Genomic DNA, 15,750 nt, shown 5'->3' with positions numbered 1-15,750 from the left:
CACGCCTCTCGATGGGCTGAAAAAGATGTCGGATAATAAAGCATGACCCGCTTGACGGCTAGCGCCGTCGGAGACCCTTGCAATGCCAGATCAAGATGTACGCCTGCAACACCTGAAAGTTTGGCTCGATGAGCAACTGCCGAAATTGTTCTCGGCTCAAGGCTGGGGCGCCATACCCCCGGCCACGTTGACTGCGGCGAGCAGCGACGCTAGTTTCCGACGCTATTTCCGCTGGGAAGGCCAGGGCCATACTTTTATTGTTATGGATGCTCCTCCCCCCCAGGAAAACTGCAAACCCTTCGTTGATATCGCTCATTTATTGAGCGAATCGGGAATTAATGTTCCAAAAATTTATGCCGAAGACCTGAATCAGGGCTTTCTTCTGCTCAACGATCTGGGTCGAAAAACCTATCTGGAGGTCATCGACGAACAAAATGCGGATCGATTGTTCGCCGACGCCATCGAGGCATTGCTGGCTTATCAGCAGTTGCCGATGCAGGCGCCGCTGCCCAGCTATGACGTGGCACTCTTGCGTCGCGAGCTGGAGCTTTTCCCTGAGTGGTACGTGAAGCGTCATCTGGGCATCGAGTTCGATGCAGTTCAGCAAGCCAGTTGGCAGCGGGTCAGTGACCTGTTGATCGACAGCGCCCTGGCACAACCGAAGGTGCTGGTGCATCGCGACTACATGCCACGTAACTTGATGCTCAGCGAGCCCAATCCTGGCGTGCTGGACTTTCAGGATGCAGTGTATGGCCCGGTGACCTACGACATCACTTGCCTGTTCAAGGATGCATTCCTGAGCTGGCCTGAAGAGCGGGTGGCGAACTGGCTCAAGACCTATTGGGAGAAGGCCGGCGCGATTGGAATTCCGGTGCAGGACGATTTTGAAGAGTTTCACCGCGCCAGCGATTTGATGGGCGTACAGCGCCATTTGAAGGTGATCGGTATTTTTGCCCGTATCTGCCATCGTGACGGCAAGCCGCGTTACGTCGCCGATGTCCCGCGCTTCTTCTCCTATATAGAAGCGGTGCTGGCCCGTCGACCTGAACTGGTCGAACTGAGCAATCTGCTGACCAGCCTCGGTCAGCCAAAACAAGAAGCCGCCGTTTGAAGGATTGGATGTGAAGACTGTCTTGAAGAGGGACGCATGAAAGCGATGATTCTGGCCGCTGGCAAAGGCGAGCGCCTGCGCCCGCTGACCCTGCACACGCCCAAGCCGCTGGTTCGTGCCGGCGGCGTCCCGCTGATCGAGTATCACCTGCGAGCTCTGCAGGTTGCGGGTTTCACCGATGTGGTGATCAACCATGCATGGCTCGGTCAGCAGATAGAGGATTACCTCGGCGACGGGCAACGGCTGGGGCTGAATATTCGCTATTCCCCGGAAGGCGAGCCGCTGGAGACCGGTGGCGGCATTTTTCGTGCGCTGCCCTTGCTCGGCGATGAGCCGTTTCTGGTGGTCAATGGCGACATCTGGACCAACTGTGATTTCACCGCACTCAACGCTCCCATCAAAGGGCTTGCGCATCTGGTGTTGGTGGATAACCCGCTGCACCACCCCGCTGGCGACTTCGCGTTGGTAGGAGGCGAAGTGCGGGATGACGCCAACCTGCCGCGCCTGACCTATAGCGGGATCGCGGTGTTGCACCCGCAGCTGTTCGCCGGCTGCAGCGACGGAGCTTTCAAACTCGCGCCGTTGTTGCGCGACGCGATGGCTAAAGGTCTGGTGACCGGTGAGCATTTCACCGGACGCTGGGTGGATGTCGGTACTCACGAACGATTGGCGGAAGTCGAACAGATTCTTGCGGTGCAATCCTAAATGCTCTGGCCATTCACAGTGATCGGCGGTGGCGCCGGGTACGCGATTGCGAGCATTCCCGGTGCGATGTTGGGCGCTTTGTTGGGCCAGGCACTTGATCGGCGCTTGCACGTTCAAAGCCTTGCAGAGTTGCGCGAGCGCCTCAGCGGGCGCGGCGTTCCCCGCGACGACGAGCTGATTTTCATCCTGCTGGGACGCGTCGCCAAGAGTGATGGGCGAGTGGTCGACGGCCACATTCAGCAGGCGCGGGTTGAAATGCGTCGTCTGGATTTGAGCGAGCCCGCAACGCGACGCGCCATCGCTGCGTTTAACCGGGGCAAGGATGGCCGCGACAATCTGCGTGTGCACCTGACGCGCATGAAAACCCAGCCTCATGCCGCCGAAGGTTTGCTGCGTGCTTGCTGGCGCATGGCCTGGGCGGATGGCAAGGCTTCGCGAGCCGAGCGCGAGTTGATCGTGTTGTGGGGCAAGTGGCTGGGTTGGCCTGCGGACAAGGTCGAGGGTTTGTCATCGACAGAAGACGAGCAGCGCACCCGGGCGCCAGCCAGCAGCGGTGGCGAGTATCAGGAGGCCTTGCGTCTGCTGGGTGTCAGGTCAGACTCGGAGCCTGCGCAGATCAAACGGGCCTATCGTCGTTTGTTGAGTCGTCACCACCCGGACAAGATCGCCGGTTCCGGAGCCAATCAGACCCAGGTGCGGGATGCCACCGAAAGAACCCGCGAGCTGCACAATGCCTATGCGGTGATCAGAGACAAGCGCGGGTTTCGCTGAGTCCAGGCCTTAGGGCCGCCGACATCCCCTGTCTCAGTCCGGCTTGCCGGCGGTAGCGATCTCAACGACGCCACCGCCAGCAAGCCGTGCTGCGACAGGATTTGAATCGTTCCTCACTGCGCTTCCAGCCACCCGCGCACTCGGCGGAAAAGCTGATCCTGCTCCATCGCCGAATTACCCGGGATTGCGTTCAGTGCCACTTGCGTGAACCGCGCGTTCTTCACGCGTTTGCTGGCGTCGAGCCGATCCTGAGCTTGTTGGCGAGCGACGGGGCGTTCTTTATTCACGAAGTCCGCCGTGGCGATTTTCAGGGTCGGCAGGACGTCCAGTAGCGAAGGCGTGTCTTTGCCGCTATCGACTGCGGTCACCATCACCAGTTTCTGAACCGCCGGCGACGGGCGTTCGCTCATGTATCGCGCAGCCCAGTAGGCACCGGTACCGTGACCCAGTAATACGATGCTGCGGGCCTTGTTCTGTTGTGCAAAGGCCACTGCGCTGTCGATGCGGGCAAAGATTTTTTCGGCGTTGGCCTTGGACAGTTCTGCCTGAGCGGCGGCTTGTTCGGCGGCCGCAGCTGCGTCGACTTCTGCGCTGGCAGCAGGGTCCGGCGCCTTGGCTTGTGGGTCCTTGGCTTTGTCCTTGTCGGAAGCCGTCTTGTCATCTGTAGCCGGTGCATCAGCCGCACGGGCGAAGATGCCGTCATTGTATGCGTCAGGCATGCTCAGGCTGAGGCTCGACCAACCCACGTCCGGCAGCTTGCGGCGCAGAGGTCCTACTGCATTTGGCCAGTCGGCGGATTCGTCGGCGCCGGGCACGATCACCACAGCACCTTTGGGCTCATCGACGTTGGCGGGTTTCCATAGGGCGAGGAAGCTTTCGTCCCCAGCCTGCAATTGCTGCTGCTCGGCCGCTGGCACCGTGCGCTCCAGCGCCAGCGTGTCTTCCTGGCTGCGCGAGGGCAACGGAGCGCGCTCGATCGGGGTTTCGGCGGGCTTGGCGTCTTTCGCTGGAGCGGGATCCGCCGCCATTGCGATCTGCGAGCAGGGTAGTATCAGCGTCAGGCAGATCGCGGGAAAGATTGCGCGAATGGTGTAGGACATCGAATATTCCAAAGCCAGAAACAATTCCGGCAGCCTAATGGGTTGATGATTGTTTGTCAGGCGGGCAGCGGCGCTCGTTTCGTGAGCCTAACGCAATGCGCGATCGAACGAGGATTCAGGGAAGTGGAGATGACAGGTTGAGAATCCGCGTGCTGGGCCTTCGGGTTATCGGCTGTCCGAGAGCGCTCTTGATGTTTCTGGTGCTGCTGATCCTGTCTTCTATGACGCAGGCTGGAGCGCCCACCGCCCCACCCGATCCACTGAACGGTGTTCAGCGCGAATGGCTGAATCAGCGCGGTCAGTTGCGTGTCGGCCTGGTATTGCAGGCGCCCTATGCGCAATTCGATCGGCGGGCGCAGGTGCTTTCCGGGGCCAACGTCGATCTGGTCAATCTGATGGCCAGAACCCTCCAGGTCGAGTTGCTATGGCGCAACTTTTCGGATCAGGCGGAACTTGAGAAAGCCCTGGCTGAGGGGCAGATCGATTTTGCTCCCGGCCTGACGCAAACCCCGGCCGGTCTGCGCATGTGGCTGTATTCCGACCCCTACATGCGCGTGCCACAACTGGTGGTGGGTGAGCGCGATGGCTCCGGTGTCGTGGATCTGGAAAAGCTCGACAGTCAGGTTCGTATCGCGGTGCGCATGCCCAGCGCCACGGCGGATTATCTGCGGGCCAACTTCACCCATCTCAATCTGCAAGGCGTGCCTTTGGAGCGACAGGCGTTACAGCTGTTGCTCAGCCAGCAGGCCCGTTACGCGGTAGTCGACGAGGCGCAGCTCAGCCGGCTGTCCCGCGAGAGCGAGTTCGCCGGGTTGGCCGTGGTAGGAGATATCGGTTTTCCGCAACTGCTTCGCGTCGCGTCTCGTCGCGATGCGCCGGAACTGGCCGAGATCATCAGTCAGGCGCTGAATGCGATTGCGCCCAAGGATCTGGATCAACTGCACGCCCAATGGCTGCAACCCAAGTATCCGCAGGCCACAGAATCGCCGGGGCTGTGGAAAAACATCGCGCTTCTTTTGCTTTTATTAACGCTGGCCAGCGGCGCCATCGTTGTCTGGCAGCGCAAGCAGCAGCAGGTCCTGGAGCGCGATCTGTTGGCTGCCCGTGAAACCATCGCCCGTCGATTGGCGGGTGAAGAAGCGTTGCGCCTGGCGCAATTCTCCATCGACCAGAGCACGGTCGGCATCCTTTGGGTCAACTGGGACAGCCACGTGCGCTACGCCAACGGAGCCGCCGAAAGCATGCTCGGTTATGCGTCGGGTGGCGTGGTCGACCGACCGCTGATCGATTTCGAGCCGGGCCTGAATATGGATCGCTGGCTCAATCTGTGGAAAAACGCCCGCGCGAGCGATGAAGCCCCACAGAACTTCGAGAGCAATTGCGTGCGCGCCGATGGCAGCATCTTGCCTGCCGATGTCTCGCTGAGCTTCCTGCGTTTTCGCGAGGCCGAATACCTGGTGGTGTTCATTACCGACGTCACCGAGCGTCGGCGTTCTCTGGCCGCGTTGCAGGAAAGCGAGGCGCGTTTGCAGGTGTTGGCCGAACAGCTGCGCGATTTGTCTGCGCACCTGGAAACGGTGAGGGAAGAGGAAAAGGCCCGGATTGCTCGGGAGGTTCACGACGAGCTGGGTCAGATGCTGACCGTTCTCAAACTTGAAACGTCCATGTGTGAACTGGCCTACGCCGATCTCGACCCCGGCTTGCGTGATCGCCTGAACAGCATGAAGCGCCTGATCGCTCAGTTGTTCCAGTTGGTGCGCGATGTGGCGACTGCATTGCGTCCGCCGATTCTCGATGCGGGCATTGCCTCGGCCATTGAATGGCAGGCGCGTCGGTTCGAGGCGCGCACGCAGATCCCGTGTCTGGTGCAGGTGCCCGACAACTTGCCAGCGCTGCCGGACGCAACGGCCATCGGCCTGTTTCGCATTCTTCAGGAGTCGCTGACCAACGTCATGCGTCACGCCGAGGCACACACCGTCGAGCTGGAGTTGAGCCTGACCGATGGGGTGTTGTGCATGAGCATCGCCGATGATGGCAAAGGCTTCGATCAAGGTGCCGAGCGCCCCGCGTCGTTCGGCTTGGTGGGCATGCGCGAGCGCGTGTTGATCATGGGCGGACGATTGCATCTGGACAGTATGCTGGGAGAAGGCACAACCTTGCGTATCGACATTCCGCTGGAACAGATCGCGCAGGAGCAAGTGCAGTGATTCGTGTATTGGTCGCCGAAGACCACACCATCGTTCGTGAAGGCATCAAGCAATTGATCGGTCTAGCCAAGGACCTGCAAGTGGTAGGGGAGGCCAGCAATGGTGAACAACTGCTCGAAGCCTTGCGTCATATCGAGTGCGAGGTCGTGCTGCTCGATATCTCGATGCCAGGCGTGAACGGCCTTGAGGCCATCCCGAGAATCCGCGCGCTGAACAATCCGCCGGCGATTCTGGTGCTGTCGATGCACGATGAAGCGCAAATGGCGGCTCGTGCATTGAAGGTTGGTGCAGCCGGGTACGCAACAAAAGACAGTGATCCGGCGCTGTTGCTGACAGCGATCCGACGGGTGGCATCGGGCGGGCGTTACATCGATCCGGACCTGGCCGACCGCATGGTGTTTGAAGTCGGTTTGACTGACAGCCGGCCACTTCATTCATTGTTGTCCGAGCGTGAGTTTTCGGTGTTCGAGCGCCTGGCTCAAGGCGCCAACGTCAATGACATCGCTCAGCAACTGGCGCTGAGCAGCAAGACCATCAGCACCCACAAGGCGCGACTGATGCAGAAGCTGAATATCACGTCGCTGGCCGAATTGGTGAAGTATGCGATGGAGCACAAGCTGGTCTGAAAACGACATTTCGCCAAGTTGAGGTGACGCCATGACGGGCGGGTTCGTTGCTACGGCTACCGACCCTTGTAGCAGTCCGGCTTGCCAGCGGTAGCGGTCCTGAGGGCGACACCGCCGTCAAGCCGGACTGCCACAGATCAAGCCTGCAGACTCGGCGGATAAATTCCTGAAAGACCACATGCCTATCCCCGCCATCCGTGTAGGGCAATCCCTACCCAAAACCTTCCATCGCACCTAGGACAATCTCTCCTGCGCCCCGATTTGCGCGGTCTGCAGGCTAGCCTAGGCTTGTTCCAACGGTTGATTAAACAAAGGTGTGGGTAATGAGCAACGTCGATTCAAGCGCTGGGGCGAGTGATGTTCTGGTCAGCTTTCGTGGTGTGCAAAAAAGCTACGACGGCGAAGCCCTGATCGTCAAAGACCTCAACCTGGACATTCGCAAGGGCGAGTTCCTCACCCTGCTCGGGCCTTCGGGTTCCGGCAAGACCACCAGCCTGATGATGCTCGCCGGGTTCGAAACGCCGACCGCAGGCGAGATCCAGTTGGCCGGCCGCTCGATCAACAACGTGCCGCCGCACAAGCGCGACATTGGCATGGTGTTCCAGAACTACGCGCTGTTCCCGCACATGACGGTGGCCGAGAACCTGGCGTTCCCGCTGTCGGTGCGCGGCATGAGCAAGACCGACGTCACCGAGAAGGTCAAGCGCGCCCTCGACATGGTGCAACTCGGCACCTTCGCCCATCGCTATCCGGCGCAGTTGTCCGGCGGTCAACAGCAACGTGTGGCGCTGGCCCGCGCGCTGGTGTTCGAACCGCAACTGGTATTGATGGACGAACCGCTGGGTGCTCTCGACAAACAGCTGCGCGAGCACATGCAGATGGAGATCAAGCATATCCACCAGCGTCTGGGCGTGACCGTGGTTTATGTGACCCACGACCAAGGCGAAGCGCTGACCATGTCCGACCGGGTCGCGGTATTCCATCAGGGTGAAATCCAGCAGATCGCCCCCCCGCGCACCCTGTATGAAGAGCCGAAGAACACCTTCGTCGCCAACTTCATCGGCGAGAACAACCGCATCAACGGCACGTTGCTCAGCCAGACAGGCGACCGTTGCGTGGTCACCCTCGGCCGTGGCGAGAAAGTCGAGGCGCTGGCGGTAAACGTGGGTGCGGCGGGCGATCCTGTGACCCTTTCGATCCGCCCTGAGCGGGTAAACCTCAACGGCCGCAGCGAAAGTTGCGTCAACCGTTTCTCCGGCCGCGTTGCTGAATTCATTTATCTGGGCGACCACGTGCGCGTACGTCTGGAAGTTGCCGGCAAAACCGATTTCTTCGTCAAACAGCCCATTGCCGAGCTGGATCCGGCCTTGAGCGTTGGCGACGTTGTGCCCATTGGATGGCAGGTCGAGCACGCCCGCGCGCTAGACCCTTTGCAGGAAGCGCATTGATTCAACCGCTGTAGTCGCAAACCGAAGCAATCAGAGGCGACTCATCGCCCCCATCGCTTAACCAACATTGTTCGTGGAGAGAAAAATAAATGCTCAAGACATTAAAGCTCACCGCTCTATCGGTCGGCATGATGTGCGCGGCGCAAGCCATGGCAGCCGACCTGACTGTCATTTCCTTCGGTGGCGCGAACAAGGCTGCACAGGAAAAGGCCTTCTATGCACCGTGGGAAAAAGCGGGCAGCGGCAAGATCATTGCCGGCGAGTACAACGGCGAGATGGCCAAGGTCAAAGCCATGGTCGACACCAAAAGCGTGAGCTGGGATCTGGTCGAGGTTGAATCTCCCGAACTGGCTCGCGGTTGCGACGAGGACATGTTCGAGACGCTCGATCCGGCCATTCTGGGTAAGAAAGAAGATTACGTGCCAGGTGCGATTCAGACCTGTGGCGTAGGCTTCTTCGTGTGGTCGACCGTGCTGGCCTACAACGCCGACAAACTGAAAACCGCACCGACCGGTTGGGCCGATTTCTGGAACACCGAAAAATTCCCGGGCAAGCGTGGCCTGCGCAAAGGCGCCAAGTACACCCTGGAGTTCGCGCTGATGGCTGACGGCGTCGCGCCGAAAGACGTCTACAAAGTGCTGGCCAGCAAAGACGGCCAGGACCGCGCCTTCAAGATGCTCGACAAACTCAAGCCAAGCATTCAGTGGTGGGAAGCGGGCGCACAGCCGCCGCAATTCCTGCAGTCTGGCGATGTGGTGATGAGCTCGGCCTACAACGGTCGCATCGCTGCCGTGCAGAAAGAAAGCAACCTGAAAGTGGTATGGACGGGCGGCGTGTATGACTTCGACTCGTGGGCCATTCCGAAGGGCGCGAAAAACGCCGAGGAAGCCAAGAAGTTCATCGCTTACACCCTCAAGCCTGAGCAGCAGAAGACCTATTCCGAAAACATCGCATACGGTCCGGCCAACTCGCAGGCCGTCAGCCTGCTGACCGCCGACAACCAGAAAAACATGCCAACCACGCCTGAGAACATCAAGGATCAGGTGCAGTTGAGCGTGAGCTTCTGGACCGACAATGGCGAGTCACTGGAGCAGCGTTTCAACTCTTGGGCCGCCAAGTAAGTGCTGCATCGCTTTTTGATTTGAGTTAGATCCGGGTGCGTTTTCTTTCTCGTAACGGGGAAAAAACGCACCCTTTGTTGAAAGATTTCGGAGTTCGCTATGGCCACCGCCGTGCCCCTGACTGAAGGCGCCAGCCCGACCTTGAAGCAACGCCTGGCCCGTGCCGAGCGCGTCAACCGCTGGAAGGCTCAGGCGTTGATCGCGCCATTGGCGATTTTCCTGCTGCTGGTGTTTCTGGTGCCGATTGCGGCACTGCTCTACAAGAGCGTGAATAACCCTGAAGTGGTCGGCGGCATGCCGCTCACTGTCGTAGAAGTCTCCAAGTGGGATGGCAAGGGTCTGCCACCTGAGTCGGTGTACAAGGCTGCAAGCCAGGATTTGGCCGACGCCCGCAAGAATCAGACACTGGGCGACCTGTCCAAGCGCCTCAACCAAGAGCTGGCCGGTTACCGCAGCCTGTTGGCGAAAACCGCCCGCGCGTTGCCATTCAAGGAAGAGCCCGCCTCTTATAAAGAAGCGCTGGAAGCCGTCGACGAGCGTTGGGGCGATCCGGCCTACTGGCAGGCGATCCGTCGCAACACCTCCAGCTTCACCCCTTATTACCTGCTGGCCGCTGTCGACCATCGCATCGATGACCTTGGTGAAGTGGCGCCGGCGACCCCCGATCAGGCGATCTACCTCGACATCTTTGCCCGCACTTTCTGGATGGGTCTGGTGATCACCGTGATCTGCCTGTTCCTCGCTTACCCGCTGGCGTACCTGCTGGCGAATCTGCCTGCGCGGCAGAGCAACCTGTTGATGATTCTGGTGCTGCTGCCGTTCTGGACTTCGATTCTGGTGCGCGTCGCCGCCTGGATCGTGCTGCTCCAATCGAGCGGCCTGATCAACGGCGCGCTGATGGCGCTGGGGATCATCGATAAACCGCTGGAGCTGGTGTTCAACCGGGTCGGCGTCTACATCTCGATGGTGCACATCATGCTGCCGTTCATGATCCTGCCCATCTACAGCGTGATGAAAGGCATCTCGCCGACCTACATGCGCGCAGCGATTTCGCTGGGCTGCAACCCGTTCGCCAGCTTCTGGCGCGTGTACTTCCCGCAGACCTATGCCGGCGTCGGGGCAGGCTGTCTGCTGGTGTTCATTCTGGCCATCGGTTACTACATCACCCCGGCATTGCTCGGCAGCCCGAACGACCAGATGGTCAGCTACTTCGTGGCCTTCTACACCAACACCAGCATCAACTGGGGTATGGCGACAGCGCTGGGTGGCCTGTTGCTGCTGGCGACCGTGGTGCTGTACCTGATCTATAGCTGGCTGGTCGGCGCCAGCCGCCTGCGACTGAGCTGAGGAGACTGATATGTTGAGCCCTTATTCCTCGCCCATCGAGCGGGTCTGGTATTACACGCTGCGCATCATGTGCGGGCTGATCCTGTTGTTCCTCGTGCTTCCGGTGCTGGTGATCGTGCCGTTGTCGTTCAACTCCGGCAGCTTTCTGGTCTATCCGCTGCAAGGCTTCTCACTGCACTGGTATCAGGACTTCTTCGGTTCGGCCGAGTGGATGCGTGCGTTGAAGAACAGCCTGATCGTCGCCCCGGCAGCCACGGTGCTGGCAATGGGGTTCGGCACACTGGCTGCGATTGGACTGACCCGCAGCAACTTCCCCGGCAAATCGCTGGTGATGGCGTTGGTGATCTCGCCGATGGTCGTGCCTGTGGTGATCGTCGGTGTCGCGAGCTACCTGTTCTTCGCGCCGCTGGGCCTGGGCAACAGCTACACCTCGCTGATTCTGGTGCATGCCGTGCTGGGCGTGCCGTTCGTGATCATCACGGTGTCGGCAACGCTGCAAGGCTTCAATTACAACCTGGTGCGGGCGGCGGCGAGTCTCGGTGCGTCACCCGTAACCGCCTTCCGACGCGTGACCCTGCCGCTGATTGCCCCAGGGGTGATTTCCGGTGCGTTGTTCGCGTTCGCCACCTCGTTCGATGAAGTCGTGGTGACGCTTTTCCTCGCCGGCCCCGAACAGGCGACCCTGCCTCGCCAGATGTTCAGCGGCATCCGCGAAAACCTCAGCCCGACCATCGCCGCCGCCGCGACCTTGCTGATCGGCTTTTCGGTGGTGCTGTTGCTGGTGCTGGAGTGGTTGCGTGGGCGCAGCGAGAAATTGCGTACGGCAGCGGTGTGATCTGAGGCACGTCTGAAGCACGACACCTGTCCTGTGGGAGGGCGCTTGCGCGCGAATGATGATCCTGCCCGCGCTCTGCGTGGGCAGGATCATCGTTAGTCATTTTCAAGACCAATGTCTGCTCTGCAACCCGCACCACACCGTTTAAACTTCACCGCTCCCAACCCACGCATGGAGCCCCTCGGTGAACGTCAACGACGCCAGTTTCGAAGAACTGCTCAACGCTCTGCATGACGGCGTCTATATCACCGACGGCGCCGGCAAGACGCTCAAGGTCAATCATGCCTACGAGCGTCTGACCGGTCTCAGCGGTGCAGACCTCATCGGCCGTCCAATGCAGGAGCTGGTCAAGGAAGGGGTCATCTCGCAATCCGCCTCATTGCGGGTGTTGCAGGAAGGCCGTCCGGTTTCGGTGATGCAGAGCCTGAGTCAAGGCAAGAAACTGCTGGTCAGCGCCACGCCGATTCTCGACGCCGAACACCGCATTTCCTACGTCGTCAGCACCGTTCGCGACATGACCGAACTGCTGCGCATGAAGCACGAGCGCGACGAGCTTCAGCAACTCAAACAACTGCGCAACAGCACCGCCAAGCTGCATGCCGGCCAGCGCGACAACCTTTTGCACTCACCGTTGATGGCCGATCAGGAAGTCTCGGGGCGAGTCTTCGCCCTCGCCAGGCAAGTCGCCAACAGTTCGGTGAAAGTCCTGCTGCAAGGCGAAACCGGTGTCGGCAAAACGCTCGTCGCGCAGTTCATTCACAACGCCAGTCCTCGCGCCAGCGAGCCGTTTCTGGCGCTTAACTGCGGCGCGCTGCCGGAGAACCTGATCGAAGCCGAACTGTTTGGCTATGCCCCTGGCGCGTTCACTGGTGCAGGCCCGAAAGGCAAGCGCGGCCTGCTTGAGCTGGCGCATCACGGCACTTTGTTCCTCGATGAAATCGGCGACCTGCCGCTACCGGTCCAGGTGAAACTGCTCAAGGTCATCGAGGAAAACCGCTTTATTCCGGTCGGCGGGCTGGAGTTGAAAGAGGTCGACGTACGCATCATCAGCGCGACTCACCACGACCTCAAACAGCTGGTGGCGGAAGGGCGTTTTCGCGCTGATCTGTATTACCGGCTCAACGTGGTGCCGATCAACATTCCGGCTTTGCGCGAGCGCAGCGAAGAAATCCCGCCACTGCTGCATTACTACCTCGAGAGCTTCAACGTCCGCTACGAGCGGCAACTGCAATGGAGCCTCGAAGCCCTCGACCTGATGTGCGAATACGCCTGGCCGGGCAACATTCGCGAGTTGATCAACATCGTCGAGCGGCTGGTGGTGACCAATCAGACCGGGACCATCGAGGCGCTGGATCTGCCCGAGGAAATCCTCAACCTCAATCCGCAGAACACCGACGACAGCCGCCTGCCCCTGCGCAAGGTATTGGAGAACGCCGAACGTTCGGCGATTCGCGCCGCATTGCAGGCTCACAAGACCACGCGCCTGGCGGCCAAGGCATTGGGTGTCAGCCAGGCGACGGTGGTGCAGAAGATGAAACGCTGGGAGCGTTCTGATTAGGATTTCAATCAAGGCCCCTTAATTCGATCAAAAAGCTGATCAGAACTGCCCTGTCAAAACCCTTCAAACCTCAGGTGAATCGCGCAAAGCCCCAGTTCATGGGCTCTTGCGCGTATTGGCACAGCTTTCGCTATCTGTTCCGGCACGTCTTCCAATAAAACAACGCACACAGGACGAGCCCGATGAGCACCTCTGCCTCCAAAATCAGCGCTTTCAAAATCGCCAACAAGCTGATCACCGGCCCTGCCGCCATTGAGCAGCTTGCCGCCGAGCTGACCCGCCTCAACGTCAACAATCCCCTGATCGTCACCGACGCCATTCTGGTCAAGTCCGGCACCGTCGATCTGGCGCTAGCCCAGTTGGGCGGACGTCGTTACGGCATTTTCGATCAGGTCAAACCCGAGCCTGAAATCTCTATCGTTGAGGACTGCACCCGCGCCTATCGCGAAGGTGGACACGACGGTTTGATCGGGCTGGGTGGCGGCAGTGCTATTGATATCGCCAAAGGCGTGGCGGCGTTTGCAGGTCACGAAGGCCCGCTGACTGAGTTGTTTGGCGTCGATCTGGTAAAGCGCAAAGGTCCTTCGCTGATTGCCATTCCGACCACGGCAGGCACTGGCTCGGAAGTGACCAACGTGGCGATCTTCTCCGACAAAGAGGCCCAGCTGAAAAAGGGCATCGTCAGCGACTACCTGCTGCCGGACGTTGCTCTGGTCAGCCCGATCATGACCCTGACCTGCCCGCGCAGCGTGACAGCGGCAAGCGGTGTCGATGCGCTGGTGCATGCGGTCGAATCGTATCTGTCGGTCAATGCCTCTCCGATTACCGACGCCATCGCGCTGGGCGCCATCAAGCTGATCGCCAAGGCGCTGCCCAAGGCATACGCCAATCCTTCGAATCTGCAAGCCCGAGAGGATATGGCCACCGCCAGCCTCATGGCCGGGATGGCATTCGGCAATGCGGGCGTAGGCGCGGTGCATGCGCTGGCCTATCCGTTGGGTGGGCGATTCAACATCGCCCACGGCGTGAGCAATGCCCTGCTGCTGCCGTACGTAATGGAGTGGAACAAGATGGCTTGCGTCGAGCGCTTCCGGGACATCGCCGAAGCCATGTGCGTGCGTGTCGCCGACCTGAGCGACAAGGACGCTGCCGATCAGGCCGTCAAAGCCATGGCCGATCTTTGCGCCGCTGTGGATATCCCGTCCGGCATGCGCAGTTTCAACGTCCCCGAAGATGCCATTCCTGCGATGGCTGAAGAGGCCAGCAAGATTGACCGCCTGATGCGCAATAACCCCCGTAAATTGACCGCCGCCGATATCGAGAAGATCTACCGCGCAGCCTACTGATCCCGAGACCACGACGCCCGGCCACGCGCACGGGCGTCTGCCGCTTCAAGACACACAAATAAGACCAATAAAACAGGTGCACTCAATGTCCAACACTCCCCAACAGCGGAGCGAAAGCCCCTACATCCCGCTCGGCCCGTTCAAGGTCCGGTTGCCGTTCATTCACTACAAGTTCGAGATGCCTGACTACCTGCAAGGCCTGCTGATGTGCGCCGTGGATCTGGCTGCCATCCCGCTGATGACCGAACTGCTGGGCATGCCCTTCGAAGTGGCGCTGGCAGTGGTGATGCTCAACGGCTTGCTGTATCTCACCCACCATCTGCTCGGTGATCCGACGGTCCCCGGCTGGATCACCCCGGCGGTTCCGCTGTTGATGGCCTACTGCGCGCAATTTCCCATGGGCCCGGAGCGTGTCCATGCCTTGATTGCCTTCCAGTTGATGCTCGGGGTTTTCTCGATTGCACTGGGGGCAACAGGGATGGCGAAGAAGGTCGTGGAATATGTGCCGTCGGCGATCAAGTCGGGGATCATTGTCGGCGCCGGATTGAGCGCCGTGATCGCCGTGTTTCAGGTCGGTGGCAAATTCAACGTGCTGCCCTGGACCATTTCCATCGCAGTCGGCATTGCCTTCTACCTGATCTTTTCTCAACACTTCAACGAACTGAAACAGCGCAACCGGTTCTGGTGGAACTTCGCCAAACTGGGAATCCTGCCGATTATTCTGCTGGCGGTGGTGATTGCGCCGCTGTTTGGTGAAGCCGCGTGGCCGACCATCCAGTGGGGCATCAGCAAACCGGACTTCGCGGGGCTGTGGAGCAACTACACCGTATTCGGGCTGGGCATGCCGCCGCTGTCGATGTTCATCTCGGCGCTGCCGACCATGCTGGCGGTCTACATCATCGTTTTTGGCGACGTACTCAGTGCGAAATCCCTACTCGATGAAGCGGAAACTGTCCGTACCGATGAAGTCGTGGACTACAACCCCGACCGCGCGCACCTGATCTTCGGTGCCCGCAACGCCTTCATGAGCATCTTCGGCCCCGACGTCGCCATGTGCGGCCCGAAATGGGCCGCGATGCTGGTGGTCGTGATCGAACGTTTCAAAGGCGGGCCGAAGGCAATGCAGTCGATCATCGGCGGCGTTGGCTCATTCCGTTGGGGGACCAATACCGGCCTGCTGCTGTTGCCGGTGGTGACGCTGGTACAACCCATCCTCGGTGTGGCGCTGTCGCTGACGTTGCTGATTCAGGGATACGTGAGCGTGCGTCTGGGGATCCTCGAAGCGCGCAGCCAGCGTGACCTGGGAATTGCAGGGGTGATCGGGGCGGTCCTGGCCATCAAGGGCGCAAGCTGGGCATTCGGTATCGGTGTCGTGCTGTGTCTGCTGATCTACGGCAAGAACTTCTTCAAGGGCGAAGTGGACGGCACCTTCAGCAAGGATTTGAAAGCCGTGGACGCCAAGCCGCCCGTCAAGCCTGAGCGCATCAAGGAAGAAGCGTTGGTGGATTGATCCCGGCTTATCACGATCCTCTGTGGGAGCTGCCGGAGGTCACGACGGTGGCGATGCGGTGCCTG

The 15,750-nt window shown here is 60.0% G+C and carries 13 protein-coding genes; 12 read left to right on the top strand and 1 reads right to left on the bottom strand.

The genetic code is table 11. The features are described from left to right. Positions 1-82: 82 nt before the first annotated feature. The 3 genes from BWR59_RS07090 to BWR59_RS07080 are packed head-to-tail and all read left to right on the top strand — an operon-like array spanning position 83 to position 2,587. Positions 83-1,111 carry a phosphotransferase gene (locus tag BWR59_RS07090; protein WP_081564932.1) on the top strand — a complete coding sequence of 343 codons (1,029 nt, stop codon included), beginning with the start codon at positions 83-85 and terminating at the stop codon, positions 1,109-1,111. 36 nt (positions 1,112-1,147) lie between these two features. After that, on the top strand, positions 1,148-1,816 hold the full coding sequence (murU, locus tag BWR59_RS07085; protein WP_081564931.1) for an N-acetylmuramate alpha-1-phosphate uridylyltransferase MurU: 669 nt from the start codon (positions 1,148-1,150) through the stop codon (positions 1,814-1,816). Continuing rightward, positions 1,817-2,587: a DnaJ domain-containing protein gene (locus tag BWR59_RS07080; protein WP_081564930.1), complete on the top strand. Its 771-nt coding sequence runs from the start codon at positions 1,817-1,819 to the stop codon at positions 2,585-2,587. Positions 2,588-2,700: 113 nt separating this feature from the next. Here BWR59_RS07080 and BWR59_RS07075 read toward each other — a convergent pair whose 3' ends face one another. Further along, positions 2,701-3,687, bottom strand: a complete 987-nt coding sequence (locus tag BWR59_RS07075) for an alpha/beta hydrolase family protein (protein ID WP_081564929.1) — start codon at positions 3,685-3,687, stop codon at positions 2,701-2,703. 191 nt (positions 3,688-3,878) lie between these two features. Here BWR59_RS07075 and BWR59_RS07070 point away from each other — a divergent pair, with 191 nt between their 5' ends. From BWR59_RS07070 to BWR59_RS07030, 9 genes are all read left to right on the top strand, one after another. After that, complete coding sequence (locus tag BWR59_RS07070; protein WP_143490784.1) at positions 3,879-5,894, top strand: transporter substrate-binding domain-containing protein; 2,016 nt, start codon at positions 3,879-3,881, stop codon at positions 5,892-5,894. Further along, on the top strand, positions 5,891-6,520 hold the full coding sequence (locus BWR59_RS07065) for a response regulator transcription factor (RefSeq protein ID WP_081564927.1): 630 nt from the start codon (positions 5,891-5,893) through the stop codon (positions 6,518-6,520). Before BWR59_RS07070 ends, BWR59_RS07065 begins: the two co-directional genes overlap by 4 nt. A gap of 323 nt (positions 6,521-6,843) precedes the next feature. Then, positions 6,844-7,968 carry an ABC transporter ATP-binding protein gene (locus BWR59_RS07060; RefSeq protein WP_081564926.1) on the top strand — a complete coding sequence of 375 codons (1,125 nt, stop codon included), beginning with the start codon at positions 6,844-6,846 and terminating at the stop codon, positions 7,966-7,968. A gap of 89 nt (positions 7,969-8,057) precedes the next feature. Next, a complete protein-coding gene (locus tag BWR59_RS07055; RefSeq protein ID WP_081564925.1) occupies positions 8,058-9,089 on the top strand; it encodes an ABC transporter substrate-binding protein in 1,032 nt (343 codons plus the stop codon). Between the two features lie 99 nt (positions 9,090-9,188). Next, positions 9,189-10,436: an ABC transporter permease gene (locus BWR59_RS07050; RefSeq protein ID WP_081564924.1), complete on the top strand. Its 1,248-nt coding sequence runs from the start codon at positions 9,189-9,191 to the stop codon at positions 10,434-10,436. 10 nt (positions 10,437-10,446) lie between these two features. Beyond that, positions 10,447-11,271: an ABC transporter permease gene (locus BWR59_RS07045; protein WP_081564923.1), complete on the top strand. Its 825-nt coding sequence runs from the start codon at positions 10,447-10,449 to the stop codon at positions 11,269-11,271. 184 nt (positions 11,272-11,455) lie between these two features. After that, on the top strand, positions 11,456-12,829 hold the full coding sequence (locus BWR59_RS07040) for a sigma 54-interacting transcriptional regulator (RefSeq protein ID WP_081564922.1): 1,374 nt from the start codon (positions 11,456-11,458) through the stop codon (positions 12,827-12,829). A 182-nt stretch (positions 12,830-13,011) separates the two neighbouring features. Then, positions 13,012-14,175, top strand: coding sequence for an iron-containing alcohol dehydrogenase (locus tag BWR59_RS07035; RefSeq protein WP_081564921.1), 1,164 nt, complete (start codon positions 13,012-13,014; stop codon positions 14,173-14,175). Between the two features lie 85 nt (positions 14,176-14,260). Then, positions 14,261-15,685, top strand: a complete 1,425-nt coding sequence (locus tag BWR59_RS07030) for a hypothetical protein (RefSeq protein WP_081564920.1) — start codon at positions 14,261-14,263, stop codon at positions 15,683-15,685. The last annotated feature ends 65 nt before the right edge of the window (positions 15,686-15,750 follow it).

The organism is Pseudomonas sp. Bc-h, from assembly GCF_002080045.1.
In the GTDB taxonomy this organism is placed as follows: domain Bacteria; phylum Pseudomonadota; class Gammaproteobacteria; order Pseudomonadales; family Pseudomonadaceae; genus Aquipseudomonas.
Note: the sequence above shows the minus strand (reverse complement) of the source record. Positions and strands in the feature narration are given on the sequence as shown.

Bases quoted from the DNA above. Each gene is read 5' to 3' on its own strand.
- BWR59_RS07070 (WP_143490784.1), top strand. From the start codon at position 3,879: ATGTTTCTGGTGCTGCTGATCCTGTCTTCTATGACGCAGGCTGGAGCG.
- BWR59_RS07075 (WP_081564929.1), bottom strand. From the start codon at position 3,687: ATGTCCTACACCATTCGCGCAATCTTTCCCGCGATCTGCCTGACGCTG.
- BWR59_RS07045 (WP_081564923.1), top strand. From the start codon at position 10,447: ATGTTGAGCCCTTATTCCTCGCCCATCGAGCGGGTCTGGTATTACACG.
- BWR59_RS07050 (WP_081564924.1), top strand. From the start codon at position 9,189: ATGGCCACCGCCGTGCCCCTGACTGAAGGCGCCAGCCCGACCTTGAAG.
- BWR59_RS07030 (WP_081564920.1), top strand. From the start codon at position 14,261: ATGTCCAACACTCCCCAACAGCGGAGCGAAAGCCCCTACATCCCGCTC.
- murU (WP_081564931.1), top strand. From the start codon at position 1,148: ATGAAAGCGATGATTCTGGCCGCTGGCAAAGGCGAGCGCCTGCGCCCG.
- BWR59_RS07055 (WP_081564925.1), top strand. From the start codon at position 8,058: ATGCTCAAGACATTAAAGCTCACCGCTCTATCGGTCGGCATGATGTGC.
- BWR59_RS07080 (WP_081564930.1), top strand. From the start codon at position 1,817: ATGCTCTGGCCATTCACAGTGATCGGCGGTGGCGCCGGGTACGCGATT.
- BWR59_RS07035 (WP_081564921.1), top strand. From the start codon at position 13,012: ATGAGCACCTCTGCCTCCAAAATCAGCGCTTTCAAAATCGCCAACAAG.
- BWR59_RS07090 (WP_081564932.1), top strand. From the start codon at position 83: ATGCCAGATCAAGATGTACGCCTGCAACACCTGAAAGTTTGGCTCGAT.
- BWR59_RS07060 (WP_081564926.1), top strand. From the start codon at position 6,844: ATGAGCAACGTCGATTCAAGCGCTGGGGCGAGTGATGTTCTGGTCAGC.